Source organism: Flavobacterium mekongense (genome assembly GCF_047038255.1).
Classification (GTDB): domain Bacteria; phylum Bacteroidota; class Bacteroidia; order Flavobacteriales; family Flavobacteriaceae; genus Flavobacterium; species Flavobacterium mekongense.
Genome location: NZ_CP174374.1, coordinates 249,419 through 275,598, shown reverse-complemented (window position 1 = coordinate 275,598; position 26,180 = coordinate 249,419). Strand labels below are relative to the sequence as shown.

The 26,180-nt window shown below is 39.8% G+C and carries 25 protein-coding genes and 2 tRNA genes; 9 read left to right on the top strand and 18 right to left on the bottom strand.

Annotation, left to right across the window (positions count from 1 at the left end; all coding sequences use genetic code 11):
- Nucleotides 1-203 precede the first annotated feature (203 nt).
- From mutS to ACJG85_RS01075, 4 genes are all read left to right on the top strand, one after another.
- Nucleotides 204-2,771 carry a DNA mismatch repair protein MutS gene (mutS, locus tag ACJG85_RS01090; RefSeq protein WP_412477199.1) on the top strand — a complete coding sequence of 856 codons (2,568 nt, stop codon included), beginning with the start codon at nucleotides 204-206 and terminating at the stop codon, nucleotides 2,769-2,771.
- Nucleotides 2,772-2,911: 140 nt separating this feature from the next.
- Nucleotides 2,912-2,984: transfer RNA gene (locus tag ACJG85_RS01085), tRNA-Gly, on the top strand.
- A 13-nt stretch (nucleotides 2,985-2,997) separates the two neighbouring features.
- Nucleotides 2,998-3,083 (top strand) — tRNA-Leu (locus ACJG85_RS01080).
- Between the two features lie 56 nt (nucleotides 3,084-3,139).
- On the top strand, nucleotides 3,140-3,490 hold the full coding sequence (locus ACJG85_RS01075) for a DUF1508 domain-containing protein (RefSeq protein WP_412464633.1): 351 nt from the start codon (nucleotides 3,140-3,142) through the stop codon (nucleotides 3,488-3,490).
- Between the two features lie 90 nt (nucleotides 3,491-3,580).
- Here the strand turns inward: ACJG85_RS01075 and ACJG85_RS01070 are convergent, their stop codons facing one another.
- The 3 genes from ACJG85_RS01070 to ACJG85_RS01060 form a co-directional block, all read right to left on the bottom strand.
- On the bottom strand, nucleotides 3,581-3,772 hold the full coding sequence (locus ACJG85_RS01070) for a hypothetical protein (RefSeq protein WP_412464632.1): 192 nt from the start codon (nucleotides 3,770-3,772) through the stop codon (nucleotides 3,581-3,583).
- A gap of 153 nt (nucleotides 3,773-3,925) precedes the next feature.
- Complete coding sequence (locus ACJG85_RS01065) at nucleotides 3,926-6,073, bottom strand: S46 family peptidase (protein WP_412476725.1); 2,148 nt, start codon at nucleotides 6,071-6,073, stop codon at nucleotides 3,926-3,928.
- A 35-nt stretch (nucleotides 6,074-6,108) separates the two neighbouring features.
- Nucleotides 6,109-7,344 carry a 3-deoxy-D-manno-octulosonic acid transferase gene (locus ACJG85_RS01060; protein WP_412476724.1) on the bottom strand — a complete coding sequence of 412 codons (1,236 nt, stop codon included), beginning with the start codon at nucleotides 7,342-7,344 and terminating at the stop codon, nucleotides 6,109-6,111.
- Between the two features lie 96 nt (nucleotides 7,345-7,440).
- On the opposite strand from ACJG85_RS01060, the gene ACJG85_RS01055 reads away from it, so the two are divergent.
- Genes ACJG85_RS01055 through ACJG85_RS01045 form a run of 3 tightly spaced genes read left to right on the top strand, consistent with a single transcriptional unit; the run spans nucleotide 7,441 to nucleotide 10,505 of the window.
- The gene (locus tag ACJG85_RS01055; protein WP_412464629.1) at nucleotides 7,441-8,571 is read left to right on the top strand and encodes a DegT/DnrJ/EryC1/StrS family aminotransferase; all 1,131 of its coding nucleotides are present in this window, start codon (nucleotides 7,441-7,443) and stop codon (nucleotides 8,569-8,571) included.
- Nucleotides 8,572-8,573: 2 nt separating this feature from the next.
- Nucleotides 8,574-9,590, top strand: coding sequence for a UDP-glucose 4-epimerase GalE (gene galE, locus ACJG85_RS01050; protein ID WP_409676462.1), 1,017 nt, complete (start codon nucleotides 8,574-8,576; stop codon nucleotides 9,588-9,590).
- 24 nt (nucleotides 9,591-9,614) lie between these two features.
- On the top strand, nucleotides 9,615-10,505 hold the full coding sequence (locus ACJG85_RS01045; protein WP_412476723.1) for a DMT family transporter: 891 nt from the start codon (nucleotides 9,615-9,617) through the stop codon (nucleotides 10,503-10,505).
- A 31-nt stretch (nucleotides 10,506-10,536) separates the two neighbouring features.
- Here ACJG85_RS01045 and ACJG85_RS01040 read toward each other — a convergent pair whose 3' ends face one another.
- From ACJG85_RS01040 to fabD, 3 genes are all read right to left on the bottom strand, one after another.
- Nucleotides 10,537-10,797, bottom strand: a complete 261-nt coding sequence (locus ACJG85_RS01040) for a hypothetical protein (protein WP_324690044.1) — start codon at nucleotides 10,795-10,797, stop codon at nucleotides 10,537-10,539.
- A gap of 8 nt (nucleotides 10,798-10,805) precedes the next feature.
- Nucleotides 10,806-11,483: a peptidoglycan DD-metalloendopeptidase family protein gene (locus ACJG85_RS01035; protein WP_412476722.1), complete on the bottom strand. Its 678-nt coding sequence runs from the start codon at nucleotides 11,481-11,483 to the stop codon at nucleotides 10,806-10,808.
- Between the two features lie 76 nt (nucleotides 11,484-11,559).
- A complete protein-coding gene (fabD, locus tag ACJG85_RS01030; protein ID WP_409676471.1) occupies nucleotides 11,560-12,432 on the bottom strand; it encodes an ACP S-malonyltransferase in 873 nt (290 codons plus the stop codon).
- 119 nt (nucleotides 12,433-12,551) lie between these two features.
- On the opposite strand from fabD, the gene ACJG85_RS01025 reads away from it, so the two are divergent.
- On the top strand, nucleotides 12,552-14,168 hold the full coding sequence (locus ACJG85_RS01025) for a hypothetical protein (protein ID WP_412476721.1): 1,617 nt from the start codon (nucleotides 12,552-12,554) through the stop codon (nucleotides 14,166-14,168).
- Nucleotides 14,169-14,199: 31 nt separating this feature from the next.
- Here ACJG85_RS01025 and ACJG85_RS01020 read toward each other — a convergent pair whose 3' ends face one another.
- The 10 genes from ACJG85_RS01020 to ACJG85_RS00975 form a co-directional block, all read right to left on the bottom strand.
- Nucleotides 14,200-14,724, bottom strand: a complete 525-nt coding sequence (locus ACJG85_RS01020; protein WP_412476720.1) for an NADPH-dependent FMN reductase — start codon at nucleotides 14,722-14,724, stop codon at nucleotides 14,200-14,202.
- Nucleotides 14,721-14,951 carry a (4Fe-4S)-binding protein gene (locus ACJG85_RS01015; RefSeq protein WP_409676480.1) on the bottom strand — a complete coding sequence of 77 codons (231 nt, stop codon included), beginning with the start codon at nucleotides 14,949-14,951 and terminating at the stop codon, nucleotides 14,721-14,723. Before ACJG85_RS01015 ends, ACJG85_RS01020 begins: the two co-directional genes overlap by 4 nt.
- Before the next feature lie 5 nt (nucleotides 14,952-14,956).
- Nucleotides 14,957-15,364: an OsmC family protein gene (locus tag ACJG85_RS01010; RefSeq protein WP_290876307.1), complete on the bottom strand. Its 408-nt coding sequence runs from the start codon at nucleotides 15,362-15,364 to the stop codon at nucleotides 14,957-14,959.
- A gap of 9 nt (nucleotides 15,365-15,373) precedes the next feature.
- Nucleotides 15,374-15,658, bottom strand: coding sequence for a GNAT family N-acetyltransferase (locus ACJG85_RS01005; protein ID WP_412476719.1), 285 nt, complete (start codon nucleotides 15,656-15,658; stop codon nucleotides 15,374-15,376).
- A gap of 55 nt (nucleotides 15,659-15,713) precedes the next feature.
- Nucleotides 15,714-16,430, bottom strand: a complete 717-nt coding sequence (locus tag ACJG85_RS01000; RefSeq protein WP_409676487.1) for a pirin family protein — start codon at nucleotides 16,428-16,430, stop codon at nucleotides 15,714-15,716.
- Nucleotides 16,431-16,574: 144 nt separating this feature from the next.
- Complete coding sequence (locus ACJG85_RS00995; RefSeq protein WP_412476718.1) at nucleotides 16,575-17,150, bottom strand: Crp/Fnr family transcriptional regulator; 576 nt, start codon at nucleotides 17,148-17,150, stop codon at nucleotides 16,575-16,577.
- Nucleotides 17,151-17,216: 66 nt separating this feature from the next.
- A complete protein-coding gene (locus ACJG85_RS00990; protein ID WP_409676493.1) occupies nucleotides 17,217-17,564 on the bottom strand; it encodes a DUF6370 family protein in 348 nt (115 codons plus the stop codon).
- A gap of 2 nt (nucleotides 17,565-17,566) precedes the next feature.
- Nucleotides 17,567-18,733: a formate-dependent phosphoribosylglycinamide formyltransferase gene (gene purT / locus ACJG85_RS00985; RefSeq protein WP_412476717.1), complete on the bottom strand. Its 1,167-nt coding sequence runs from the start codon at nucleotides 18,731-18,733 to the stop codon at nucleotides 17,567-17,569.
- A gap of 219 nt (nucleotides 18,734-18,952) precedes the next feature.
- Nucleotides 18,953-20,137 carry a pyridoxal phosphate-dependent aminotransferase gene (locus ACJG85_RS00980; RefSeq protein ID WP_412464620.1) on the bottom strand — a complete coding sequence of 395 codons (1,185 nt, stop codon included), beginning with the start codon at nucleotides 20,135-20,137 and terminating at the stop codon, nucleotides 18,953-18,955.
- Between the two features lie 59 nt (nucleotides 20,138-20,196).
- Nucleotides 20,197-21,291: a fatty acid desaturase family protein gene (locus ACJG85_RS00975; protein ID WP_409676502.1), complete on the bottom strand. Its 1,095-nt coding sequence runs from the start codon at nucleotides 21,289-21,291 to the stop codon at nucleotides 20,197-20,199.
- A gap of 113 nt (nucleotides 21,292-21,404) precedes the next feature.
- Here ACJG85_RS00975 and rsmG point away from each other — a divergent pair, with 113 nt between their 5' ends.
- Nucleotides 21,405-22,034 (top strand): 16S rRNA (guanine(527)-N(7))-methyltransferase RsmG, encoded by a 630-nt coding sequence (gene rsmG, locus ACJG85_RS00970; protein ID WP_409676505.1) that lies wholly within the window; start codon nucleotides 21,405-21,407, stop codon nucleotides 22,032-22,034.
- A 30-nt stretch (nucleotides 22,035-22,064) separates the two neighbouring features.
- Here rsmG and ACJG85_RS00965 read toward each other — a convergent pair whose 3' ends face one another.
- Nucleotides 22,065-24,356, bottom strand: a complete 2,292-nt coding sequence (locus ACJG85_RS00965; protein WP_412476716.1) for a T9SS type A sorting domain-containing protein — start codon at nucleotides 24,354-24,356, stop codon at nucleotides 22,065-22,067.
- 108 nt (nucleotides 24,357-24,464) lie between these two features.
- Nucleotides 24,465-26,093 (bottom strand): L-glutamate gamma-semialdehyde dehydrogenase, encoded by a 1,629-nt coding sequence (gene pruA / locus ACJG85_RS00960; RefSeq protein ID WP_412476715.1) that lies wholly within the window; start codon nucleotides 26,091-26,093, stop codon nucleotides 24,465-24,467.
- Nucleotides 26,094-26,180 lie beyond the last annotated feature (87 nt).

Sequence of the window (26,180 nt, the reverse complement as noted above, 5' to 3'; positions counted from 1 at the left end):
TTATTATGTTTTTAAGTTTCTAAAGCAAATCTATTTAAAATTTAAAATCCTGTCTTTTTTTTTGCCTTAATATTAAATTAATTTTTTTAGCAGGGTATTCATCCTAAATTTTTAAATTCGCTATCTCATTTAATTAAATCCAAATTACATTGTCAGCCAAGGAAAGCAAATCTAAAGAAAGTAAAGTCAAAGAAACCCCTTTGATGAAGCAGTACAACGAGATCAAAGCAAAGTATCCCGATGCGTGTTTGTTGTTCAGAGTGGGTGATTTTTATGAGACTTTTGGGGAAGATGCGATTCGAGCTTCAAAAATTTTGGGTATTGTTTTAACCAAAAGAGGGGCAGGGTCTGATAGCGAAACCGCCTTGGCCGGATTTCCACATCATTCTTTGAATACTTATTTGCCTAAATTGGTAAAAGCCGGACTTCGTGTGGCCATTTGTGACCAACTCGAAGATCCGAAAATGACGAAAACCATTGTCAAGCGTGGTGTAACCGAATTGGTTACTCCGGGAGTAGCGATGAACGATGAGGTTTTGCAAGCCAAATCCAATAATTTCTTAGCCTCTGTCTATTTTAGTAAACGACAATTGGGCGTGGCTTTTTTGGATGTATCAACCGGTGAATTCTTAACAGCACAAGGCAACGAGGAGTATATTGACAAGTTGTTGCAAAATTTCAGTCCGAGTGAAATTTTGATACAGAAAAATAATAAAAACCAATTTAAAGAGGCTTTCGGAGAAGACTTTAATGTGTTTTATTTGGAAGATTGGGTTTATAAAGAAGATTACGCAGTTGAAACGTTGCAAAATCATTTTCAAACCAATTCTTTAAAGGGTTTTGGAATTGAAGAATTGCTGGACGGCATTATTGCTTCCGGAGCGATTCTTTACTATTTGTCGGAAACCCAACACAACAAGGTGCAACATATCACCAATATCCAACGCATAGCCGAAGACGCTTATGTTTGGATGGATCGCTTCACCATTCGCAATTTAGAGTTGTACCACAGTCATTCACAAAATGCGGTCACGCTTTTGGATGTAATCGATAAGACGCTTTCGCCTATGGGTTCGCGGTTGTTAAAGCGTTGGCTGGCTTTGCCTTTAAAGGATGTCAATAAGATAAAAGGGCGCCACGAAGTGGTTACTTATTTGAAAGACAACCAAGAAATCCTTCAAAAAATCCAATACCAAATCAAACAAATTTCCGATTTAGAGCGCTTGATTTCCAAAGTGGCAACCGGAAAAATTTCGCCTCGTGAAGTCATTTATTTAAAAGAATCGTTAGATGCCATCATTCCGATAAAAACCATTGCGTTAGAAAGTAAGCAAGAAGCGGTTCGCGTTATTGGGGATAATTTACACGCTTGTGATTTGTTGCGCGAGAAGATAAAATCTACTTTAAATCAAGAAGCGCCGGTATCTATTGCGAAAGGGAATGCCATTGCTTCTGGGGTTCATGCCGAGTTGGATGAATTGAGAAGTATTGCGTTTTCAGGGAAAGAATTTCTGGAAGGTATTGAAATCAGAGAATCGGAAAGAACCGGGATTTCTTCGCTTAAAATATCCTTTAACAATGTTTTTGGGTATTATATTGAGGTGCGAAATACGCACAAAGACAAAGTGCCTTCTGAATGGATTCGCAAGCAAACTTTAGTCAATGCCGAAAGATATATTACAGAAGAATTAAAAGAGTACGAAACCAAAATTCTCGGAGCAGAAGAGAAAATTCATCAAATCGAAAGTCATTTGTTTGAGCAATTGGTTGTTTGGATTGGCACTTACATCAAACAAGTGCAGTTGAATGCTAATTTGATAGCGCAATTGGATTGTTTAACGTCTTTTGCGCAATTGGCTATTGAAAACGACTACGTATGCCCGATAATTGATGAAAGTTATGAGTTAGAAATTACCAATGGTCGTCATCCGGTGATTGAAAAACAGCTGCCGGTTGGTGTTCCATATGTGGCTAACGATGTATTTTTAGATCGTGAAACCCAGCAAATTATTATGATTACCGGTCCGAATATGTCGGGTAAATCGGCGATATTGAGACAAACTGCTTTAATTGTTCTCTTAGCGCAAATGGGAAGTTTTGTCCCGGCAGAAAAAGTGAGAATGGGCGTGGTGGATAAAATTTTTACCAGAGTTGGTGCCAGCGATAATATTTCGATGGGCGAGTCGACTTTTATGGTGGAAATGAATGAAACAGCTTCTATCTTAAATAATATCTCCGATAGAAGTTTAGTGTTATTGGATGAAATCGGTCGCGGAACCAGTACTTATGACGGTATTTCAATTGCTTGGGCGATTGCCGAGTTTTTACATGAAAATCCGGCTCGAGCTAAAACACTTTTTGCCACTCATTATCATGAATTGAATGAAATGAGCGAGTTATTGCCGCGAATTCAAAATTACAATGTGTCGGTTAAAGAATTAAAAGACACGGTACTTTTTATTAGAAAACTGGTTAAAGGTGGTAGTGCGCACAGTTTTGGTATTCACGTGGCTAAAATGGCAGGAATGCCGCAAATGGTGATTCAAAAGGCGCAAAAGCTTTTGAAGAAGTTGGAGAAAAACCATTCGAGTGATGCCTTAAATACCATCAAATCAACTAAAGATGAAATGCAACTCAATATCTTCAATATGGATGATCCATTGTTGGAAGAAATCAGAGAAGATATACTGAATTTAGATATCAATACGTTAACTCCTGTGGAAGCTTTAATGAAGTTAAACGAGTTAAAAAGAATGTTGTTGAAAAAATAATCAATCGGTTGATTTTGCTAATCAGTGAATTAGATTTTAGAAAAGTTTTTTTCAAAAAAAGGTTTGTATAATTCAATTTTAGTGTTACATTTGCATCCGCAATACGGCGCAAGTGTTGCGGTTCTTATAAAATTTGAAATGCGAAAATAGCTCAGTTGGTAGAGCGCAACCTTGCCAAGGTTGAGGTCGCGGGTTCGAGCCCCGTTTTTCGCTCAATATCCAATACGCTCGGATGGTGAAATTGGTAGACACGCTGGACTTAAAATCCAGTGAACAGCAATGTTCGTGCGGGTTCAAGTCCCGCTCTGAGTACAAAGGCCTCTAACTTAGTTAGAGGCTTTTTTGTTTTAACCTGATTTTAAACTTCAATGGGTACTTTTGTAATCAGTAAACGATTAAGCGACGAATATAAATTTGAATTTGTTTCTCGAAAGGGGAAGCCGATTTTCACCAGTGCCAACTTTGAGTTGCGATTTGAGTGCGAAGAAGCTATAGAGCAATTTAAAGCTGCAATTGAAGAATTTACTTTTTTGAGATTTAAGACCGCAAAAGGGAAGTGCTTTTTTAAGGTAATGAAACACGATGCGGTTTTTGCAATCAGTAGAAAATATTCAACTGAGCTAATGATGCAAAAAGGGATAGACGAAATTGTAAAGTATGCGTCTCAGGCTGAGATTTTGGATTTTTCCTCAGGAGATGCTATTTTTTCGGAGATATAAAAGAGAGAGGAGTTCAAGATTAGCTGCCGGATAAAATAAGAAAAGCCACGCAATGCGTGGCTTTGATTCTTTTGAAATAATTATTGCTAATTATTTTTTCTCAGCAGCAGCAGTTGTATCTACAGCAGTTGTGTCAGCAGCAGTTGTGTCAACAGCAGCAGTAGTATCAACAGCCTCAACAGCAGTTGTGTCAGCAGCTGGCTCAGCAGCAGCGTCAGCTTGTTTACAAGAAACTACAGTTAAAGTAGCAACAACAGCTAAACTTAAAAATACTTTTTTCATCTTACTTAATTATAAAAGGTTAATTATTAATTCGGAGCAAAGATATAAATTTTTTTATTCAGAAAAACTTTTATTTAACTTTTTTTAAAAATCATCTTTGAATTCCGCTTTTTATTTAGCAATAATCATGCCAGAACAAAAATGTTGGTAAAATTATTTTCTTTCTTTAGGGTAAATAATTTTCATTTCCTCAATTAGGTTTTTGGCACCGGCGAATTTATCTACTATAAACAATACATAACGCAAGTCAACCATAATGTTTCGGCAAATTTCAGGAGAATAATAAATATCACTCATCGTACCTTCCCAAACCCTATCAAAATTCAAACCAATCAAGTTTCCTTTGGCATCTAATGCCGGACTGCCCGAATTTCCTCCGGTAGTATGATTGGTAGCAATAAAAGCTACCGGCATTTTTCCGTTAACGCCGTATTTGCCATAATCTTTAGCGTTGTATAAATCAATTAACTTTTTAGGTACATCAAATTCATAGTCGCCCGGAATGTATTTTTCTATTACGCCGTCTAAATAAGTAAACGGTTCGTAAACCACTGCGTCACTCGGCTTGTATCCTTTAATTTTACCGTATGTTACTCTCAATGTACTGTTAGCGTCGGGGAAGATTCGTGCCGATTTAGGACTCAATTCCATAATGGCTTTCATATAGGTTCTTTGAGTAGCGATGTTTCTCAGGTTAATTTCGTCGTATTTAGGCGCTACTTTTTTCAAATGACTGTCGGCCATTGCTTTGATGACCTGAAAACCACGGTCTTTATTTAATTTTTCCAAAACAGTTTTGCTGTCTCCGGTAAGTAGTTCTTTGATTTTATCGTAGCTAACCAATTGTGATTGATTGAAAACTTCCGAAGCCAAATTCGTGGCGTTTACATTTTCAAATTCAGCCGGTAAAAAGGCTTTTGGGTATTTAGCAGTATAAATAGCGATTAACTGTTCAAATACTTTTTCGTCAACTTTAGCATTAAAATCTTTGTAAAAATCACCCAAGCCGGTAATTAAATTGTTTCTACGGTCGTTGAAAGATTGTTCACCTTTGGTGTTATAAATTTGTTCCAATTGGTACAATTTGTAGCCCAAGCTTAAAATTTCTGTATTGCGCAGAGCAATCTCGCTGAAAATATCTCTGGCCAAAGCATACTCTTGGATTTCAGTATAGTTCTTCTCAAAATCGGCTAACAAATTGCCGTATTCCGTTTCTTTGCCTGCTGCCGTAACTTTTTGTTGGAAATCGGCTTCAAATTGTTTTTTTACACCCACAGCATTGGCTTTTTTCAAACCTTTGGTTTCACCCATCCATTTTTTCCAAGAATTGGCAATGCTTGCATTTTTGGAGGCATACTGAATTTTGATGGCGTTGTCTTTACGCATAAATTCGTTTTGCACTTTTAAAGTAGCGTCTCTTATGGCTACTTTGGCCGGGTTCAGTGTATTTATAATTTGCTCAACTGCAACTGCCGGAAGGTATTCTTGGGTTCTTCCGGGATAACCCATTACCATAGTAAAATCGTTTTCCTTTAATCCTTTCAATGAAATAGGGAAGAAGTGTTTAGGCTTGTAAGGCACATTGTCTTTGGAATAAGCTGCCGGTTTATTGTCTTTGTCGGCGTAAATTCGGAACAAAGAAAAATCACCGGTATGACGTGGCCAAACCCAATTGTCGGTATCGGAACCAAATTTACCGATGGAGCTTGGCGGAGCTCCTACCAAACGGACATCGCGGAAGGTTTCTGTTACAAATAAAATGTATTGGTTACCGTCAAAAAAGGTTCGAATGCTGTTTTCTTGCCATGATTCTTTAGGCAATGTTTTGCTTAACAAACTGATGTTTTCTTGAATTTTTTTCTGTTTGTCGCTTTCCGAAGCAATGCTGCTCGTGCCTTCCAATACTTTAGCCGTCACATCTTCAATGCGAACAATAAAGGTCACAAATAAATCTTTATTCGGCAATTCGTCTTCCATTTTATAAGCCCAAAAGCCATTGGTAAGATAATCGTGCTCTACGGTGGAATGACTTTGAATGTTGTCGTAACCACAGTGGTGATTTGTTAAAATTAATCCTTTGTCTGAAATCACCTCGGCCGTACAACCACCGTCAAAATGCGGAACGGCATCTTTTAAACTGGATTGGTTTACCGAGTAGATGTCTTCGGCAGAAATTTTCATACCCAAGTTTTTCATTTCGCTTTCGTTCATTCCTTTTAATAAAGAAGGAATCCACATGCCGCCTTGTTGCGCTTGAACTTGTACAACAATAAAGAGGAGAAGCAGTCTTAAAAATTTCATGTGTTTCATTGGTTTGTATTTGAGGAGTTTGTTTGTTAATTGTTGTTGATGTGATCCAAAATCACCGCTGTTGCACCCTTATTCATTTGGACAAAGGTTTCGCAAATGTGTCCTTTTTCGTGGCGAATATCAGCATTCATAATCAAATTATTGAAGGCGTCATTCAGTTGATACTGATTAGTAATAGTAACGCAACCTTCCATATTGACTAAAGCCGTGGCTTCGGCAAAATGACTGTAATTCGGGCCAATCACTATCGGAACGCCAAAAGTAGCCGGCTCTAATATATTGTGAACGCCCGGATGACCAAATCCGCCGCCCACATAAGCAATGTCGGCATAACTGTAAATCTTAGTCAAAATTCCGATAGTATCAATGATGAAAACGGTGTAATCGGATAGCGATTTGCCTTCTTTTTCAGAAAACAATACCGTAGGTTTGGTAATTTGTGCTTTTAAGTCGGCAATTTGTTCTGCTTTGATGTTGTGTGGTGCTATAATAAATTTCACCTCGTTCGAGCACTGATTGATAAATGTAACCAATAAACTTTCGTCTTTCGGCCATGAACTTCCGATGACAATAGTTGTAGTATCGTTTTTAAATGCTTCGATAAAATCCAAACGTTTATCGCGTCCCAATATAGAAACAACCCTGTCAAATCGGGTATCACCTGAAATCTTTACATTTTGATGACCGATACTTTGCAGTAGTTTTTTGGAACTTTCATTCTGAACAAAAAAGAAATCAAAAGTTTGTAAAGCATTCCGGTAAAAGCCACCATACCATTTAAAAAACGCTTGCTTTTCCCTGAAAATCCCTGAAATCAAATAGGTTTTAATGCCGGCTTGTTTCAAGACTTTGAGGTAATTCGGCCAATATTCGTATTTGATAAAAAACACCAATTCGGGGTGCGTCAATGCTATAAATTTTTTGGCGTTGAATGCCGTGTCCAAAGGCAAGTAAACCGTTACATCAGCTACAGTATTGTTTTTTCTGACTTCATAACCCGAAGGCGAGAAAAACGTCAATACAATTTTGTAGTTAGAATATTTTGCTCTGATTTGCTCCATCACCGGTAATCCCTGCTCGTATTCACCTAAAGAAGCCGCATGAAACCAAATCGTTTTGTCTTCAGCGGTAATTTTTTCGTTGAGTGTTTTAAAAACGTTTTTTCGCCCATTAACAAACAGCTTCATTTTCGGACTAAAAAAGGCCAAAATCTTCACGGTAGCAGCAGCCAACAGTACGATAAAATTGTACAATAAAAACATCCCGAAAAATTTGATGCGCTAAAATACGTTTCTTTTACCGAATAGGAAATTCTACTTCAGAATTTCTTACTTTTGCTACGCATAATTTTTTACAAGATGAGAAAAATTCAAATGGTTGACTTGAAAAGTCAATACGATAAAATAAAAGATACTGTTAATGCTTCTATTCAAGAAGTTTTAGATACCACCACTTACATCAACGGCCCTTTGGTTCATGAGTTTCAAAAGGATTTAGAGGCCTATTTAGGAGTGAAACACGTTATTCCATGCGCCAACGGAACCGATGCTTTGCAAATCGCCATGATGGGATTGGATTTAAAACCGGGCGATGAAGTCATCACTGCCGATTTCACGTTTGCCGCTACTGTTGAAGTGATTGCCTTGTTACAACTAACACCGGTTTTGGTAGATGTGGACATCGTAAACATGAACATTTCTATCGAAGCGATTAAAAAAGCCATTACGCCAAAAACAAAAGCGATAGTGCCGGTGCATTTGTTTGGTCGCGCTGCCAATATGGAGGCGATTATGGCCATAGCCAAAGAACACAATTTGTACGTTATAGAAGATAATGCTCAAGCTATTGGCGCCAATTGTAAATTTTCAGACGGTACCAAAAAGAAAGCCGGAACCATCGGGCATGTAGCTTCTACTTCTTTCTTTCCTTCCAAAAATTTAGGTTGTTACGGCGATGGAGGTGCGATTTTCACCAACGATGATGATTTAGCACATAAAATCAGAGGGATTGTAAATCACGGGATGTATGTGCGTTACCATCATGATGTGGTGGGTGTGAATTCACGCTTAGACAGTATTCAAGCGGGGGTTTTGAAAGCCAAATTACCTTTCTTAGACGAGTATGGCAAAGCCCGTCAAAATGCGGCCCGAAAATATTCAGCTGCTTTTGAAGGACACAAAAATATCATTGCTCCAAGTATTTGTGATATCTGTGATTGCCATGTTTTTCATCAATATACTTTGAGAATCATAGATGGTGACCGCAATGGTTTAATGGAACATCTATTAGCCAAAGGAATTCCATGTGCTATTTATTACCCGATTCCGCTGCACAGCCAGAAAGCATATGCGGATGCTCGTTACAAAGAAGAAGATTTTCCGGTAACGAATCAGTTGGTGAAAGAAGTAATTTCGTTGCCAATGCACACCGAGCTTGATGACGAGCAAATCAAATTCATCACCGACAGTGTTTTAGAATACTTCAATTAATTATGAAAAAAGTCTTAGTAACGGGAGGTTTAGGTTTTATTGGTTCTCACACCGTAGTAGAGTTACACAATGCCGGTTTTGAAGCGGTCATTATCGATAATTTATCCAATTCTTCTATTTCGGTTTTAGACGGAATTGAGCGAATCATTGGCTACAAACCGTTTTTCCAAAATATTGATTTGCGTGATAAAGCAGCTGTTCAACAGTTTTTTGCCCAACATAAAGATGTGGTGGGTGTAATTCATTTTGCGGCATCGAAAGCGGTGGGAGAAAGTGTTGAAAATCCGTTATTATACTACGAGAACAACCTGAATACTTTGGTATACATTCTCCAAGAATTGTCCCAAATTCCTGAAGCTAATTTTATTTTCAGTTCTTCTTGTACCGTTTACGGACAAGCCGAAAAAATGCCGATAACAGAAGACGCATCAGTACAGCCTGCTATGTCACCTTACGGAAATACCAAGCAAATCGGAGAAGAAATCATAACTGATACCGCTAAGGTTACCAATATCAACGCTATTTTATTGCGCTATTTCAATCCGGTAGGTGCGCATCCAAGTGCTGAAATTGGGGAATTGCCTAACGGTGTTCCACAAAACTTGGTGCCGTTTATTACGCAAACCGGTATGGGATTGCGTCAGCAACTCTCCGTTTACGGCAACGATTATCCAACGCCCGACGGGACAGCCATTCGCGATTACATACACGTGGTAGATTTGGCCAAAGCACATGTGGTGGCTTTGCAACGATTACTGGATAAGCAAAACGCCGAAAAAGTCGAAACTTTCAATTTAGGTACAGGAAAAGGAAGTTCAGTATTGGAAGTCATTCAAGCGTTTGAAAAAGTTTCCGGGCAAAAATTACCTTATCAAATAGTAGGCAGAAGAGAAGGCGATATTACGTCGGCTTATGCCAATACCGATAAAGCCAATACCGTTTTGGGTTGGAAAGCCGAATTGACTTTGGAAGAAAGTTTGGCTTCTGCCTGGAAATGGGAACAAAAAATCAGAGGCTAATCCGGCTTCCAATCCTTGTTTTTCATGTCGTCAAAAACCGATTTCAAACTGCTTTTCTGTCTGTTTATTGTAGCAGTAGTTTGGGGTACCACCTATTTGGGCATTCGGATAGCGGTTGAAACCATACCGGAATGGTACATTACTTCGAGCCGTCAAGGATTGGCTGCCTTGATAGTCTTGGCCATTTTATTATATAGAAAGGAATTGGCATGGATTGGTTGGGAAAACTTCAAACTCCAATTTATTCCGGCTATTTTAATGATAGTGGTAGCCAATGGTTTCACTACCATAGCCGAAAAAACTTTGCCCAGCGGACTAACGTCTATCCTAAGCGCGCTCTCACCATTAGTAGTTTTTTTGGGCGGTACAGCTACCGGTTTGCAAAAACCAACCTTTAAAGGATTTATCGGGGTTTTGATTGGCTTTTTGGGTGTAGTTTTTATTTTTCGAGATGGGTTAGGTGATATTTTGGATCCGAATTATAAAACCGGAGTGTTGTTTCTCAGCATTGCCATTTTATCGTGGTCATTCGGAACCTTATATACCAAAATGCACACGCACAAATCCAATAATATAGCGCTGAATTTATTTTATCAGTTTTCTATAGCGGCTATAGTGCAGTTCGTATTGGCTTTGCTTTTCAACCCGAATGTCGATTTTAGTACTTGGAGTGCTCGCAGTATCGGAGCAACGTTATACCTTTCGGTTTTCGGTTCGGTGATAGCGTTTTTCGCTTACCATTATGCGCTCAAAAGAGTTTCGGCCATTCAAATTACAGTCTTGAATTATTTCAATACAGCCATAGCCGTGTTCTTAGGTTGGTTGTTGCTCGATGAGGTAATCACCTTCGATTTTCTAATAGCAACGGTATTGATTATTTTGGGTGTTTTCATAACCAACTATAAGCGACAATAAAAAATCCCACGCTTACACATGGGATTTTGACTTATTTTTTTACCGATTCTTTCAGCTTTTGAGCAGCTTCCTCCATTTTTTCAGCACTTTTGAGTTTGGCGCTGTCAATTTTGGCTTTGGTTTTTTCTTTTAACGAATCGATTTTGATGTTGGCTTTAATGGTAGCAGAATCTATGGTTTCGTTCACTTCTTCTTTTAAAGCATCTTTAGCGGCGTCTAACTTTTCTTGGGTTTCGTTTTTACAAGAAGCTAATAAAGCTACTAAGGCCAAGGATAAAACAATCTTTTTCATTTTTATTTTTATTTAATTTTTAATAATAAATTAGGATCAGGACAATTCTGCAAATAAAATGCCAAGGTTTTTGAGTTACAAACCCCGGGATAATCACCCTTTTTGTTTTCCATATCGATGATGATTTGAAAATGCAAATGCGGTGCGTAATCGCCGTTTATAGGAGGCAAGCCTAATTCAGCAATTGGTTCGCCTTTGGCTATTGGCTGCCCGACTTTTTTATCTTTCAAACTCTCTAAACTCAAATGCCCGTAAAGCGTGTGAAATTTACAACCTTCAATTTCGTGTTCTAAAATAATAGTCGGACCGTAATCGCCCAAAGCTTCATTGTTTTGAAAACTGTGAATCTTACCTTCTAAAGCGGCATATATCGGTGCGGCTTCGTTTATCCACAGGTCTAAACCGATATGTATGTTGCGCTCGTCGGTATTTTCGTTTTTAAAAACCGTACTTCTTTGGTATAAATTTCGGGTTTCTTTATAACCGCCAAAGGCAATTTGTGCCTGATGATTATCCAAATAACACTGTATATAATGCTCATAATCTTTAGCGGAAGTTAAGGATTGTTCGGCTAAATTGGTGTTGGTTACCGATAAATCCAATGCTACATAATCTGCATAGTCAATGTGGTTGGCAATGACTTTAGCCGATTCGGTTTGCTGTAAAATATCGCGTATTGTATTCATGGTACACAAAAATAAGCAATCCTCGTAAAATCAATGTTTCACGAGGATTGTATTTTATAGTTATTTTCGAAATGTATTAAGCCGAAATCGTTTCTACTTCACGATCAATTTTGTTGACTAAGCCAACTAAAACTTTTCCGGGGCCAACTTCCGTAAAACTTGTCGCACCGTCTTTAATCATTTGCTGTACCGATTGGGTCCATTTTACCGGAGCGGTCAACTGGATGATTAAGTTTTTCTTGATTTCATTGGCATCAGAAACGGCGCTGGCTGTAACGTTTTGGTAAACCGGACAGCTTGGTGTGTGGAAAGTAGTGGCTTCAATAGCGGCGGCTAATTCTTCTCGGGCCGGTTCCATCATAGGCGAATGGAATGCTCCGCCTACCGGTAATAATAAGGCTCTTTTGGCACCTGCAGCTTTCATCGCTTCACAAGCTTTTTCCACGGCTGTAAATTCGCCCGAAATTACTAATTGTCCGGGACAGTTGTAATTGGCTGCTACGACAACGCCATCAATAGAAGCACAAACGTCTTCTACAATTGTATCGTCTAAACCTAAAACAGCCGCCATAGTAGAAGGTGTAATCTCACAAGCTTTTTGCATGGCTATCGCACGTTGGGAAACCAACTTCAAGCCGTCTTCAAACGACAAAGTACCATTGGCTACCAAAGCAGAAAACTCTCCTAATGAGTGACCGGCAACCATATCGGGTTGGAAATTTTCTAACGTCTTGGCCAAAATCACCGAGTGTAAAAATACGGCCGGTTGGGTTACTTTGGTTTCTTTGAGTTCATCGGCAGTGCCTTCAAACATAATATCGGTAATTCGGAAGCCTAAAATTTCGTTGGCTTGTTCAAAAAGCGCTTTGGCTACAGCCGAATTTTCATATAGGTCTTTGCCCATTCCGGTGAATTGAGCGCCTTGACCGGGAAATACGTATGCTTTCATAGAAATAAAATTAGAGGACAAAAATAAGGATAACTGCGGAATAAAGAACAACTCAGGTGAAATTGTAACTTTAAGGTGTAGATTTACGTCAAATAGCTAAACTTAAAACCCAAAAAACGATGAAAAAGTATTTACTGTTTGTGATTCTTTTCTTTTTACTGATTTATTTAGTAATGCCTGTCCTTAACTATGGTTTTTACAGTGTTGGCGTCATTATTTTAGTATTGTTGTTCTTCTTGTTCTTATTCTCTTTAGGGATTACTACCGACAAAGCCGGAAAGAAATTCATTGTGAATCAAAGACCCAAAAAGTGGATACTTTTGACTATGGCAATTGTTCTTGTTTATTTAACAATATTGCCTTTAATCACTTCAGCCATCTTTTTGTACACTTCCAAGTATCAAAAAATGATTGGAGAAGTGAAGAAAGGGAATGAGATTTCCAAACACATAGCACCAATTTCTATGGACAAAATCAGAGTAGTTGATCAGGAGTTGGCTTATTTGTTAGGTGAAAAAATTATCGGTTCTCAACCGGCTCTCGGAAGTCAGATTCAATTGGGGAGATTTTCGATACAAAAAGTCAACAACGAATTGTTTTGGGTGGCGCCATTGTTGCACTCCGGATTTTTCAAATGGTTTAACAACCAAGAAGGAACACCGGGCTATGTGATGGTTTCAGCTACTAACGAACGCGATGTCAGATTGGTAGAAACGATAGACAACCAACCACTCAAAATAAAATACCAACCGGGAGCCTATTTCCAAAGCGATATTCAAAGACATGTTTATTTTAACGGTTATGCATCTACCGGTTTGGAAGATTTTGTTTTTGAAATTGACGAAAAAGGAAATCCGTATTGGGTGATTTCGACTTACCAAAAAGAAATCGGGTTTTCGGGGAAAGATGCTACCGGCGTTTTAGTGGTAGATGCCCAAACCGGAGCGATTCAACAATATGCTATATCCGATACACCAGCCTGGGTAGATCGCATTCAACCTGCGGTAATTATAGAAGAACAGTTGAACGATTGGGGCGAACTGATTAACGGCTATTGGAACTTTTCCAACCGTGATAAATTGCAAATCACTGAAGGGTTAACTTTGGTTTACGGCAAAAATGACCGTTCGTATTGGTACACCGGATTGACTTCAGTAGGCAGCGACGAGAGCGCTGTTGGTTTTGTTTTAGTCGATACTCGAACTAAAGAAACCACTTTTTACAAACAAAGTGGTGCTACAGAATATGCCGCTCAGCAATCGGCTGAAGGGAAAGTGCAAGAAAAGGGTTATCGCGCTTCGTTGCCCATCCCTTATAACATCAACAATATTCCCACTTATGTCATGACTTTAAAAGATGACGGTGGTTTGGTCAAAATGTACGCGATGGTAGCCATTAACGATTATACTATAGTAGGCGTTGGAAACTCGATGAGAGAAACTTTAACGGCTTTCAAGAGTGCCTACAACTCTTCCGGCAATAAAATAAACCCGAGTAGTACGGAAGCTAAAAAAAGTATTAAATCTGTGATTACTCGAATTCAGAATGATGTGAAAAATGGTAACAGTTTTTACTATTTCACCATCAAAGATTATCCGAGAATATTTGTAGGTTCTACCCAAGTATCCGGAGAGTTACCCATTACAGTAGTAGGTGATAGTGTGGAGATTTCATTTGATATTGATGAAGAAAAAATAATCGATGTCACCCGATTTGACAATAAAGCTTACCAATAATCAAAAAGCCCTAACCGCTGTTAGGGCTTTTTTATAAGTTGATGTTCGAAACTATTTCTTTCAATGTCTGATCCAATTCGGAATTAACAATTTTTCCGTCTTTAAAATTATCGTGAAAACTCGGCAAAGAAAAACTTCCTTTCAGGTCAGCGCCTTGAAAAGGAAATCGTTTTGAAGCGATGTCCAAAACACTAGAGCCGCCACGAGCACCGGGAGAAGTAGCCAATAAAAGCATGGGTTTTTGTTGGAAGGTTTTAGCGTTGATACGAGATGCCCAATCCAAGATATTTTTGAAAGCGGCTGAATAAGCGCCGTTATGCTCGGCCAAGGAAATCACTATGAAATCAGCTCGACCAATTTTATCATAAAAATCCTGAGCCAAAGGATGAATTCCGTTTTCCTTTTCACGGTCAACGGAAAAAACAGGCATATCGTAATCGTTTAAATCTAATATTTCAATACTGGTATTTTCAAACAAATTGGCGGCATAAACCGCCAGTTGTTTGTTAATGGAATTCCGGCTCGACGAACCGCCAAAAGCTAGTATTCTTTTCATTTTGCTTGGTTTAAATAATACGTCAAGGCGCCCGACGGACATTTGTTTATGGTTTCAATGATTTTTTCCGTTGTCGAATTTTCCGGAGTAATCCAGGGTTTTGCTGCCGGTTTAAATACGTCCGGATTGTTTTTGACGCAATTAGCCGAATGAATGCATTTACCCGATTGCCAAACGATGGTTACTTCGCCGTTGGTGTATTCTTTGGTTAGGTTTTTAGGATCCATGTTTTTTAGATTTTAGTGTCGATTTGTATTTGGTTTTTCAGAATTTTAGAGACCGGACATTTTTCGGCAATCAGCAATAATCGCTCTTTAATTTCCGGACTTACTTCGTTTGAAAACGAAATGTCACGAGTGATGGTAGTGACTAATTCGCCCTTAATTTCCTGAGATAAGTTTAGTGAAATGAAAATTTCCGGGATATCCCAACCTTTGCGGTCAATATACATGCGTAGGGTGGATAAAGTACAACCGGCCAAAGAGGCTAAAAAAGTAGAAAACGGATCGGGACCGATATTTTGTCCGCCCACATTTTCCGGTTCATCCATCAACAAAGTGCCGTTGCGCCATGTGATGGAACACAAATATTTTTGGGTACCAATTTTACCTTCTACGTTATTTTCTAAAAGATTTGCCATAACTATTAATTATAAAACGTCTCTAAATTCGGCCACCTTGTCAAATACACTTTTGGCAAACGGACAGAGCGGGATGATTTTGAGGTTGTTTTCTCGAGCATATTCCACGGCTTTGGTGACCATTTTTTTGCCAAAGCCTTTGCCTTCATTACCGAGATTGACTTCGGTGTGATCGATGATGATTTTATCTTCGCCGGCAAAAACAAAGGTCATCATGGCTTCTTGCTTGCCCTCTATTTCAATGTAAAAAAAGCCTTTTTTGCCCTCAATTTTAAGTTGTACTTCGTTTTGCATCTTTTTAAGGTTTAACCGCAAATTATTTGGTTTGCGAATTTGCGGTGATTTCTAATTATTGAAACATTGGTACTTCCATCAACAAGATTTCAGCATCGGAAGTAGCTTCAAAAGTTACTTTTTCAAATTCTGTTATCCCTAAGCCATCGCGTTGGGCCAAGTCTTGTCCGTCTACTTTCACACTTCCTTTGATTACAAATACGTAAAGTCCGTTGCCTTCTAATTTACGGCTGTATTCCAAAGTTACGCCTTGGTCTAAATTGCCCATGTGAAACCAAGCATCTTGGTGGATCCAAACACCGGCATCATCGGTATTAGGAGATAAAATTTGTTGTAACTTATTGTGACGGTCGGTGGTGTCTAAGGTTATTTGTTGGTAACGCGGTTCCACATTGCGGTATTTCGGGAAGACCCAAATTTGCAGCAAATTGGTTCTGCGGTCGTGATTCGGATTGAACTCACTGTGTTGGATTCCGGTTCCGGCACTCATGACTTGTACATCACCAAATTTGATGACTTCAGTGTTGCCCATGCTGTCTTTGTGCGCCAAATCGCCTTCGAGCGGAATGGTGATGATTTCCATATTGTCGTGCGGATGGGTACCGAATCCCATACCACCGGCCACTATGTCGTCGTTTAATACGCGCAAAACGCCAAACTGTACTCGGTCGGGATTATAGTAACTGGCAAAACTAAAGGTATGGTGCGCATCCAACCAACCATGATTGGCATGTCCTCTGGTCTCGGCTTTGTGTAAAATGGTATTTTTCATAGTATATAAATTTAGTAATTATTATGATACAAATTTACAATCAAGAGTAAGCGGAGACACTTAATGTAGATTAAGAAGTGAGTTGACAGTTGCAGTCACAGTTTTCAGTTTAGTATTTCTATAAACTGGGACTGAGTACTTAGACTATTTTTTAAGCATTCGCGCTTTCATTTTACTAAAAAATTCAGGAGTCACGCCAATGTAAGAAGCAATTTGTTTTTGCGGTAATTTTTGAATGAGTGATGGGTATTTTTTGCAGAATTTTTCATAGCGTTCTTCAGCGGTTAAGCTTAGGTTGTCCATCAGACGTTCTTGGTTGGCCACCAAAGAGTTTTCGATTAAAATTCTGAAAAAGCGTTCCAATTTTGGAATTTCAAGGTAAAGTTGTTCTTGATTTTCTTTAGAGAGGACTATGATTTCGGCATCTTCCATTACTTCAATAAACAGATTACCGGGTTTTTGGGAAAGTAAACTGTACATGTCGCTAATCCACCAACCTTCACAAGCAAAACTCATCACATGTTCGACTATGTTGTCGTTAATGCTGAAGCTGCGCAACAAACCCGAATTCACAAAGTAGCCATCCTTGCAAACCTGACCGGCATTTTGTAAAATGGTTTTGGCTTTGACTTGTCGCGTTTCGGTTTTAGACAAAAACAGTTGTTCCTCTTCGGGTGTTAGGGAAATGTGTTTGGCGATGTTGTCTAAAATCAGGCTCATGGTTTCAAAAATACGAAAATAGCGCCAAAAAAAGCGGCCTTTCGTTTCTGAAAGGCCGCTTGATTTTTAATGTTGGTGACCGTCGTGGTTGTTGTGGTCTTCTTTTTTTAGTGGTAGTAACTTAAAACTCGAAGCTACGAATCGGTCGTTTTTAATTTCTCCCACGACTTCCGCTTTTCTGATGGCTGAGCAAAACCCATCATCAGCGTGAGCATCTCCGTGTTTGTTGATGTCGGTTCCGTCTACAAAATAGGTTTTTCCATCTATGCGAACAGCTAAATCACAACCGGCTTTGCCTTTCATTCCGAATTGGCATTGTCCGCAAGAAGCTTCTACTACTTGTGGCTTTTTTTCTTGGGCATTCATGGCGTTGATTCCTATAGTAAGGAAAGCCAATAACAATAATTTCTTCATTATTATAAATTTACGGTTACTAATTTTGAGGTTTCTTTGGCTCTTTCTACTACGTTTTCAATTGGAGTTTCTAACGAATCATGTGTTAAAACGACTCCCATTCTGCGGTAAGGACGAGCACTTGGTTTCCCAAAGATACGAAAATCAGTTTTAGCTAAAGCAGCCACGTTTGGAATTCCGCTGTAGGTTGGGTTAGTTGAATGGCCATCGGCCAAGATTACAGCACTGGCTCCGGCTTTTTCCAACTTAATTTCAAAGATTGGTAAGCTCAAAACGGCGCGCAAATGCAATTCAAATTCGTTGAAGTTTTGCGTTCCGGCTAAGGTTACCATACCGGTATCGTGTGGTCTTGGTGATAATTCTGAGAAATAAACACCATCGTCGGTCAGGAAAAATTCAACGCCAAATAAACCCGCGCCGCCCAACGCTTCGGTGACTTTTCGTGCCATGTTTTGGGCTTCTTGAAGGTCTTTGTCGGAAACTGTTGCCGGTTGCCAACTTTCTTGGTAATCGCCACGCTCTTGTCGGTGACCGATTGGCGCACAGAACAACGTTGGATTGCCATTTTGAGTAACGGTCAACAAAGTAATCTCGGAATGAAAATTGACAAATGCTTCTACAATCACTTCGATGATATCGCCACGTGACCCTTCCTCGGCGTATTGCCAGGCTTTTAAAATATCGGCTTCGGTTTTGATGGTGGATTGGCCTTTGCCGGAGGAACTCATCAACGGTTTTACGACACAAGGAATGCCGACTTCCGCTACTGCTTTTTGCAGTTCTTCGGCTGAGGTTGCGTAGCGGTACTTGGCGGTTCTCAAACCTAGTTCTTTGGCAGCCAAATCGCGGATGGCTTTACGGTTCATGGTGAAGTTCGCTGCTTTTGCAGATGGCACAACAGTGATGCCTTGTTTCTCATAATCGTAGAAACGTTCGGTGCGAATGGCTTCGATTTCGGGCACGATAAAATCCGGTTGGTGTTGGGCTACAATACGGTCGAGTTCAGCGCCATCGAGCATGTTGATGACTTCGAAGTGGTGGGCCACTTGCATAGCAGGTGCGTTTTCGTAGCTGTCTACAGCAATTACTTTCTGCCCGATGCGTTGGGCTGCGATGACGAATTCTTTGCCGAGTTCGCCGGAACCGAGAAGTAGTATTTTTTTAGTCATGTTTAGACCTGTTAGATTGTTAGATTTTTAGACTTCTTAGATTTAAAAAAAAATCAGAACTTTTACGAAAGTGTCTGACATTCTAAAATGTCTAAGCGGTCTGTTTTGCGTTAAGGATTGAGGCGATATCCTCGCAGTGTAGCGGAGAGATAAAGCCGAAAGCCTGACCCAAAGGGTAACGCTATAAAAAAGCCCCAAGTTTCCTTGAGGCGTATGGTTTTAAGCTAATGCTTCCTTAATTCTTTTAAAAGCTTCTGTCAGTAAGGCTTCGCTGGTCGCGTAAGACAAACGGATGCAGTTTGGATTTCCGAAAGCGTCTCCGGTTACCGTAGCTACATTGGCTTCGGAAAGCAAATACATAGAGAAATCGTCGGCGTTGTTGATGGTTTTTCCGCGTAAGGTTTGACCGAAATAGGCGGAAACATCCGGGAACAAATAGAAAGCGCCTTCAGGCACGTTGATTTTGAAGCCCGGAATTTCTTTGGCTAAGGCGACTACCAAGTCTCTGCGGTTTTTGAAGGCGGAAACCATGTCGTTTAACACACTTGGATCAGCATCTACGGCAGTAATGGTGGCTCTTTGTGCGATTGAGTTAGCGCCTGAAGTGACTTGGCCTTGCATTTTGGTACACGCTTTGGCGATGATTTCGGGTGCGCCGATGTAACCAATTCTCCAACCGGTCATGGCGAAGGCTTTGGCGACACCGTTAACCGTAATGGTTCTGTCGAACAAGCCCGGAATAGTAGCGATACTGCAAAATGTTCCGGAAAAATTGATGTGCTCGTAGATCTCGTCGGAAACGATGTAGATATTTGGGTGTTTTTCTAAGACTTTGCCGATGGCTTCTAATTCTTCACGGTTATATACCGAACCGCTTGGATTGCAAGGAGAACTGAACCACATCATTTTGGTTTTAGGCGTGATGGCCTTTTCCAATTGCTCGGGCGTGATTTTAAAATCGCTTTCAACCGATGTTGGGACTTCTACCGGAACGCCACCGGACAATTTGATAATTTCGTAATAAGAAACCCAATAAGGAGCGGGAAGGATCACTTCGTCGCCTTCGTTTAGCATGACTTGCGCCACGTTGTATAAGGATTGTTTGGCACCGGTGGAAACCACTATGTTGCTGGGTTTGTAATCGAGATTGTTGTCTCTTTTGAACTTTCGGCAAATGGCCTCTTTGAGTTCTACATAACCGTCAACCGGGGTGTAAGTGCTGTAGTTGTCATCGATGGCTTTTTTGGCCGCTTCTTTAATGAAGTCGGGCGTGTTGAAATCGGGTTCCCCTAAACTGAGGCTGATAATGTCTTTGCCTTGGGCTTTTAATTCTCTGGCCAATGCTGCCATAGCCAGGGTTTGCGACGTAGATAGATTGTTAATTCTGTCCGATAAAATACTCATTGTGTTGTGTTTAAAATGGGGTTAAATAAACAGACGCCAAGTCGGCGTCTGTTTAGGTATTAGGCAAGCTGCGGTTGTCTTCCCAGTTCTTTCAAATGTTTGAAGTGAGAAATGATGGCCGCTCGCGTGGTTTTGAATTCGTAATAAGGCAACTCACATTCTTTGGCCGTTTGCTTCACTATCTCGGCGATTTTGCCGTAGTGAATATGGCTGATATTTGGGAAAATGTGGTGCTCGATTTGGTGGTTTAATCCGCCGGTGTAGTAGTTTACCAACCAGTTTTTAGGGGCAAAGTTGGCAGTAGTGAATAATTGGTGAATGGCCCAAGTGTTTTCGATTTCGCCGTTTTCATCCGGTACAGGATTGTGAGTGTCTTCAACCACGTGTGCTAATTGGAAGACTACACTCAAAATGACCCCTGCGGTATAATGCATTACCAAAAATCCTAAAACTACTTTCCACCAAGAGATTCCCATAACTATAGGAAGCACTAACCAAATGGAAAAATAAATGACTTTAGTAATGATTAAGGTTGTCCAACGAATTACCGGTTTTTTAAACTCACCGTAAGACAAGTTTCTTTTCAAATAGCGTTTCATTTGAAGGAAATCGGTAGTGATGGCCCAGTTAAAGGTTAACAAACCATACAAGAAGATGGAGTAGTAGTGTTGGAATTTATGAAAACGGTACCATTTGGCGGTTTTGGAAAAACGCAAAATTCGTCCGGCCTCTAAATCTTCATCGTGGCCTAAAATGTTAGTGTAAGTGTGGTGTAAAACGTTGTGTTGTACTTGCCAATTATAAACATTACCGGCCAAGATATATATACTGCCGCCCATGATTTTGTTCACCCACGATTTTGTTGAGTAGGAGCCGTGGTTTCCGTCGTGCATTACATTCATCCCAACGCCGGCCATACCGATTCCTATAACTACGTTCAATAACAAATAAGCCCAAAAAGGCATATCCATGGCTAATAAGATAAAATATGGAGTTAGGAAAATGGTAAACATCACAATCGTTTTAAGATGTAATTTCCAATTTCCGGTTTTGTCGAGGTTGTTTTCTTTGAAGTAGTTGTTTACTCTGGAGTTAAGTGTTCTGAAAAACTTGAGGTTGTCGTTCTTAGAGAAAACGGGTGTTGTGGTATTCATAAATAAAAGGGTATTCTAAAAATTTCCGTAAAGATAATTATATAATTATTTTAAAGATGATAAAGCTATCATAAATATCAACGAAAACGCTATTTTTGTTGAAAACTCTTTTTATGGAAGAAATTATTAAACAATTTCCTAATCTTACTGATAATCAGCTTTTACAGTTTCGTAAATTGGAAGCGTTGTATCACGATTGGAATGCGAAGATTAACGTTATTTCCCGAAAAGATATAGATGAATTGTACACCAAACACGTTTTGCATTCGTTAGCCATTGCTAAAGTACAGCCTTTTGAACCCGGAACTTACATTTTGGATGTAGGCACCGGAGGAGGTTTTCCGGGAATTCCTTTGGCTATTTTATTTCCCGAAACCCGTTTTTATTTGATTGATGTTATTGCCAAGAAGATCAAAGTGGTACAAGCGGTTGCTGAAGGTTTGGGTTTGAAAAATGTCAAAGCGGAACAAATGAGAGCCGAAAATGTAAAAGGCGATTATGACTTTATTGTCAGCAGAGCCGTAACCAATATGCCTGATTTTCACAGTTGGATTAAGGATAAGATCAAAAAGCAAAACAAGCACACCTTACACAACGGTATTTTATACTTAAAAGGAGGCGATTTAACCGAAGAGTTAAAAAACTTTCCAAAAGCAACGGAGTACAACATAGCCGACTTTTTTTCGGATCCTTTTTTCGAAACCAAAAAAGTAGTGCATTTGCCGTTAAAGTTTAAGCCATAAAAAAAGCCTCTCCATCGAGAGGCTTTTTTTTTAGTTTTTAATAATCTTCTTGGTAATACTGCCGTTTTCGGTGTTGATGTTGATAAGGTAAATCCCTTTCATCAATGAAACCGGAATTTCAAGCGTACCATTGATGTTTTGATGATTGACAGTATAAATGGTTTTACCTAACATATCTGTAATGGTGATAGCAGCATTTTCAATTGAATAGGAACTGTTGATTTCTATCGTTTTTTCAACAGGGTTTTTAATCCAAAGCGAAGTTAGGGCTTGATCAGTTGTAGCCAAAGCACCTGAGATGATTTCATTCAAAGCAAAAGTCACGTTGTTTGAGGTTAAAGTCACGTGATTCTCATTAACAGTAGGAATGGATGACGCTACAAAAGGTGTTGTTGAGGCACCTGTAACCGGTGCATAAAGATTATTTGTGCCCGAAATTGCCATAGAACTCCAAGTGGGAATAAACGTAAAATAATCGGCATTCAAGTTGTTGAAGAACTCTGTTAGTAGTGGATCTGTTCCCAAATCAGCTTGGAATCCACTCATGTCAAATCGTCCACCCGGAGCTGAGTCTAAACCATCGGTATCAGCCGGAGCTTTCGAATTGGCCAAACTTTCAAAACCAGTAACCCAAGTGATGAACACATATTGTTGTCCTCTAAAGCGACTTACTTGATTGGTTTGATTGGCGGCAGGTGTAAACCTAAGGTTGATAATGGCTCTTTGTGTGGAAGTTACATTGAACGTATGGTTCATGACTTCAAAATTCGGACTGTAGTTCATAGTGCCGTTTCCTGCTCCGTTCGCTATAGATACGTTTCTTACAGTAGCCGGGAATCCCATTGCATTCAATTCATTTTGGAATGCATTTCTGAAATTGGGCGCACCTGTAGGCAACAGTGAAGCCGTAGCGGTATTGAATTCAAAAGCACTTCCGCTTTGCAGATGGCCTTCCATATGGTCGATTAACATTTGTCGGGCAGCCGCACTTTTAATCAATCCATCCACAACCGGTTGGACTGCTGTACTGCCCAATGGTCCGTAAGCCATATAATTAAACAAGTGTTGGAATCCAATAGGAACATTGGCTCCTTGGTGTGGAGAATCAAAAGAGATATACAAACGAGTGTCGTGATCCAAGTTGTTCATTTCCATGTAACGCAAGGCATAGCGAGAGATTAATCCGCCCATACTTGGTCCGATAACTACATTTTTCTCGTTGCCAACTTTTTGAGCGTTGATTTGGTTAATCACTTCAACTAATACAAAAGCATTTCTTTGGATGAAGTCGACTCCACCATCAACCACTGTAGTGGAGTTCGGACGAGTGTAATTCGGAAAATTTACGATAACAATATCAAAACCCAGTGATCTCAAATAATCGGCTAAGTTTTGGTTGGTGCCATAATTTAAACCGGCATAGGTTAAGGCAATACTTCTGGCGTCTCCGGGATCAAATCCATCCACTAAAAAAACCGGTTTGTCTAAAATACCATCAACGGTATCCGGGAAAATTTCGTATTCTCCTTGTCCGAAGTAAGCGGCTGTTTCCCCAAAGCCTTGGTATGGAATGGTTGCTGTTACAGTGGTAATAGCATTGGGAGCATAAGTGTTTTGAGTGTTTCTGGCAGTAGTAGCAAGGCCCGATTCAACTTGAATTACAAAAGACTGATAAGTGGTTTCTCCGTTGCTGAACTGCAATCTACAGTTTACTGTTTGTAAACCTTCTTCATTGAAACGAATCGTGAAAGGTTGGTTTTGTTGAATGCGACTCCATTGGCCGTCTTCTTTGACTTGGTAGGCAATGCTGCTTAGGGTTCGATTGGTGGTGTTGAAAACAAATTCCTCTTTCAAAATGAAAGTCACAGTGTTGGATCTTGATTTAAACACCAAAGGGGAAATCAGATTTACAGCGTGACGATGAAAGATATTTTCACCGCCATTTTTATATTCGTATTGTTGATTGGCATTTAAAAAAACATCTCCGTTTTCTGTTGCATTCTGATTGATGCTTTCAAAATCGCTAATCAAAACACACAAAGGAATTTCCCTGCGAACAGCGCCTAGTTTGGCAGCTTCTCTCAATACTTCCAATTTAGGCAAACGTGCCAAAAAATCGGCTCTTTGCAGTTCGTGATACAGTTGAATGAAATAGGTTGAACTGACTTCTTTTTGTTTTAATTGAGTAGCATTGGACAGACCGAAAACCCTGTCATAAATGATTTTAGTTTGACTTTTTTCCTGAAGCAAATCACATGAATTGTTTTGCGCCGAAGTTAGCAAAGAAAAAAAGCAAACCATCAGAAGCGTAATTTTTTTCATAGTTTTCAATTTTGTTTTTGACGCTCGAATATACAAAAAATACCATTTGAATCGTAAAAAAAAGTCCGAGTGTAAACCCGGACTTTTTTGATTTTGAATAAGATACGATTATTCTCCCAAAAACGGATAGCGATAATCGGCAGGTGTTACAAAAGTTTCCTTGATGGTTCTTGGAGAAACCCATCGCAATAAATTTTGCATAGAACCCGCTTTATCGTTGGTTCCCGATGCTCTGGCGCCACCAAATGGTTGCATGCCCACTACAGCTCCGGTTGGTTTATCGTTGATGTAGAAATTTCCGGCACTGTTTTGTAATGCCAAAGTAGCTTCCTCTATGGCATAACGATCTCTACTGAAAATAGCTCCGGTTAAAGCATATTCTGAAGTTTCATCAACCAGTTTTAAAGTTTCTGACCATTGGGCATCTTCATACACATAAACTGTTAATACCGGTCCGAACAACTCGGTTTCCATAGTCGTGTATTTTGGATTGGAGGTCAAGATCACGGTTGGTTCGATGAAATAGCCTTTCGATTTATCATAATTGCCGCCAAAAATTACTTCAGCGTCTGCATCTTGTTTGGCTTGGTCGATATATTTAGCCAATTTATCAAAAGAACCTTCGTGAATTACTGCAGTAACGAAATTGGAAAAATCTTCAGGGCTTCCCATTTTGATGGTGGCCAACTCTTTGCCCATTTCTTCTTTAATAGCAGGCCAAAGTGATTTTGGGAAATACGCTCTTGAAGCGGCTGAACATTTTTGACCTTGGAATTCAAAAGCACCGCGAATGGTGTTGGCTACCACTTGTTTCACGTTAGCGCTCGGGTGAACCATCACAAAGTCTTTTCCTCCGGTTTCTCCAACGATTCTTGGGTATGTTTTGTAAGTGTGGATGTTTTGGCCGATTTTTTTCCAAATTTCTTTGAATACAAAAGTGGAACCGGTATAATGTACTCCGGCAAAATCAGGACTGGCCAAAACGGTATCAGTAATCATTACCGGATCTCCGAAAACTACGTTAATTACACCATCTGGTACACCGGCTTCTTGGAATACATCAATAATGATTTTTGCCGAGAAAACCTGACTGTCACTAGGTTTCCAAACCACAGTGTTGCCCATTAATGCAGCGCTAGCAGGAAGGTTAGCGGCGATGGCAGTAAAATTAAAAGGCGTGATGGCGTAAACAAACCCTTCTAAAGGACGGTATTCTACACGATTCCATACATCAGAAACCGATTTGGGTTGGTCGCTGTAGATTTGCGTCATGAACTCTACGTTGTAACGCAAGAAGTCGATTAATTCACAAGAAGCATCAATCTCAGCTTGAAAAATAGTTTTGGATTGCGCAATCATGGTTGCGGCGTTGATTTTAGCACGATAAGGTCCGGCAATCAGCTCGGCAGCTTTTAAAAAGATAGCAGCTCTTTGTTCCCAAGCCATATTGGCCCATTTTTTTCTGGCTTCCAAAGCAGCAGCAATGGCTTGTTCCACATGCTTCTTTTCGGCTAAATGGTAAGTGCCAACCACGTGTTGGTGGTCGTGAGGCGCCGTCATGTTGCGAGTATTACCGGTGCGAATTTCTTCGCTTCCGATATAATTGGGAACATCAATGGTTTCGTTCCACATTTTTTGGTAGGCTGCTAAAACGGCTGCTTTTTCAGGCGAGTTAGGAGCGTATGATTTTACAGGTTCATTGACCGCTTTAGGGACATGAAAAAATCCTTTAGGCATATTTTAGAGTATTAGAGTGTTAGACATCTTAGAATTTCAGACAATCAGCATCCGAAAAACTGACACAAAAGTACAAAGGAATTTCCG

Excerpts from the sequence above, each read along its gene's own strand:
- mutS (WP_412477199.1), top strand. The coding sequence starts at position 204 with ATGAAGCAGTACAACGAGATCAAAGCAAAGTATCCCGATGCGTGTTTG.
- ACJG85_RS01075 (WP_412464633.1), top strand. The coding sequence starts at position 3,140 with ATGGGTACTTTTGTAATCAGTAAACGATTAAGCGACGAATATAAATTT.
- ACJG85_RS01070 (WP_412464632.1), bottom strand. The coding sequence starts at position 3,772 with ATGAAAAAAGTATTTTTAAGTTTAGCTGTTGTTGCTACTTTAACTGTA.
- ACJG85_RS01065 (WP_412476725.1), bottom strand. The coding sequence starts at position 6,073 with ATGAAATTTTTAAGACTGCTTCTCCTCTTTATTGTTGTACAAGTTCAA.
- ACJG85_RS01060 (WP_412476724.1), bottom strand. The coding sequence starts at position 7,344 with ATGTTTTTATTGTACAATTTTATCGTACTGTTGGCTGCTGCTACCGTG.
- ACJG85_RS01055 (WP_412464629.1), top strand. The coding sequence starts at position 7,441 with ATGAGAAAAATTCAAATGGTTGACTTGAAAAGTCAATACGATAAAATA.
- galE (WP_409676462.1), top strand. The coding sequence starts at position 8,574 with ATGAAAAAAGTCTTAGTAACGGGAGGTTTAGGTTTTATTGGTTCTCAC.
- ACJG85_RS01045 (WP_412476723.1), top strand. The coding sequence starts at position 9,615 with ATGTCGTCAAAAACCGATTTCAAACTGCTTTTCTGTCTGTTTATTGTA.
- ACJG85_RS01040 (WP_324690044.1), bottom strand. The coding sequence starts at position 10,797 with ATGAAAAAGATTGTTTTATCCTTGGCCTTAGTAGCTTTATTAGCTTCT.
- ACJG85_RS01035 (WP_412476722.1), bottom strand. The coding sequence starts at position 11,483 with ATGAATACAATACGCGATATTTTACAGCAAACCGAATCGGCTAAAGTC.
- fabD (WP_409676471.1), bottom strand. The coding sequence starts at position 12,432 with ATGAAAGCATACGTATTTCCCGGTCAAGGCGCTCAATTCACCGGAATG.
- ACJG85_RS01025 (WP_412476721.1), top strand. The coding sequence starts at position 12,552 with ATGAAAAAGTATTTACTGTTTGTGATTCTTTTCTTTTTACTGATTTAT.
- ACJG85_RS01020 (WP_412476720.1), bottom strand. The coding sequence starts at position 14,724 with ATGAAAAGAATACTAGCTTTTGGCGGTTCGTCGAGCCGGAATTCCATT.
- ACJG85_RS01015 (WP_409676480.1), bottom strand. The coding sequence starts at position 14,951 with ATGGATCCTAAAAACCTAACCAAAGAATACACCAACGGCGAAGTAACC.
- ACJG85_RS01010 (WP_290876307.1), bottom strand. The coding sequence starts at position 15,364 with ATGGCAAATCTTTTAGAAAATAACGTAGAAGGTAAAATTGGTACCCAA.
- ACJG85_RS01005 (WP_412476719.1), bottom strand. The coding sequence starts at position 15,658 with ATGCAAAACGAAGTACAACTTAAAATTGAGGGCAAAAAAGGCTTTTTT.
- ACJG85_RS01000 (WP_409676487.1), bottom strand. The coding sequence starts at position 16,430 with ATGAAAAATACCATTTTACACAAAGCCGAGACCAGAGGACATGCCAAT.
- ACJG85_RS00995 (WP_412476718.1), bottom strand. The coding sequence starts at position 17,150 with ATGAGCCTGATTTTAGACAACATCGCCAAACACATTTCCCTAACACCC.
- ACJG85_RS00990 (WP_409676493.1), bottom strand. The coding sequence starts at position 17,564 with ATGAAGAAATTATTGTTATTGGCTTTCCTTACTATAGGAATCAACGCC.
- purT (WP_412476717.1), bottom strand. The coding sequence starts at position 18,733 with ATGACTAAAAAAATACTACTTCTCGGTTCCGGCGAACTCGGCAAAGAA.
- ACJG85_RS00980 (WP_412464620.1), bottom strand. The coding sequence starts at position 20,137 with ATGAGTATTTTATCGGACAGAATTAACAATCTATCTACGTCGCAAACC.
- ACJG85_RS00975 (WP_409676502.1), bottom strand. The coding sequence starts at position 21,291 with ATGAATACCACAACACCCGTTTTCTCTAAGAACGACAACCTCAAGTTT.
- rsmG (WP_409676505.1), top strand. The coding sequence starts at position 21,405 with ATGGAAGAAATTATTAAACAATTTCCTAATCTTACTGATAATCAGCTT.
- ACJG85_RS00965 (WP_412476716.1), bottom strand. The coding sequence starts at position 24,356 with ATGAAAAAAATTACGCTTCTGATGGTTTGCTTTTTTTCTTTGCTAACT.
- pruA (WP_412476715.1), bottom strand. The coding sequence starts at position 26,093 with ATGCCTAAAGGATTTTTTCATGTCCCTAAAGCGGTCAATGAACCTGTA.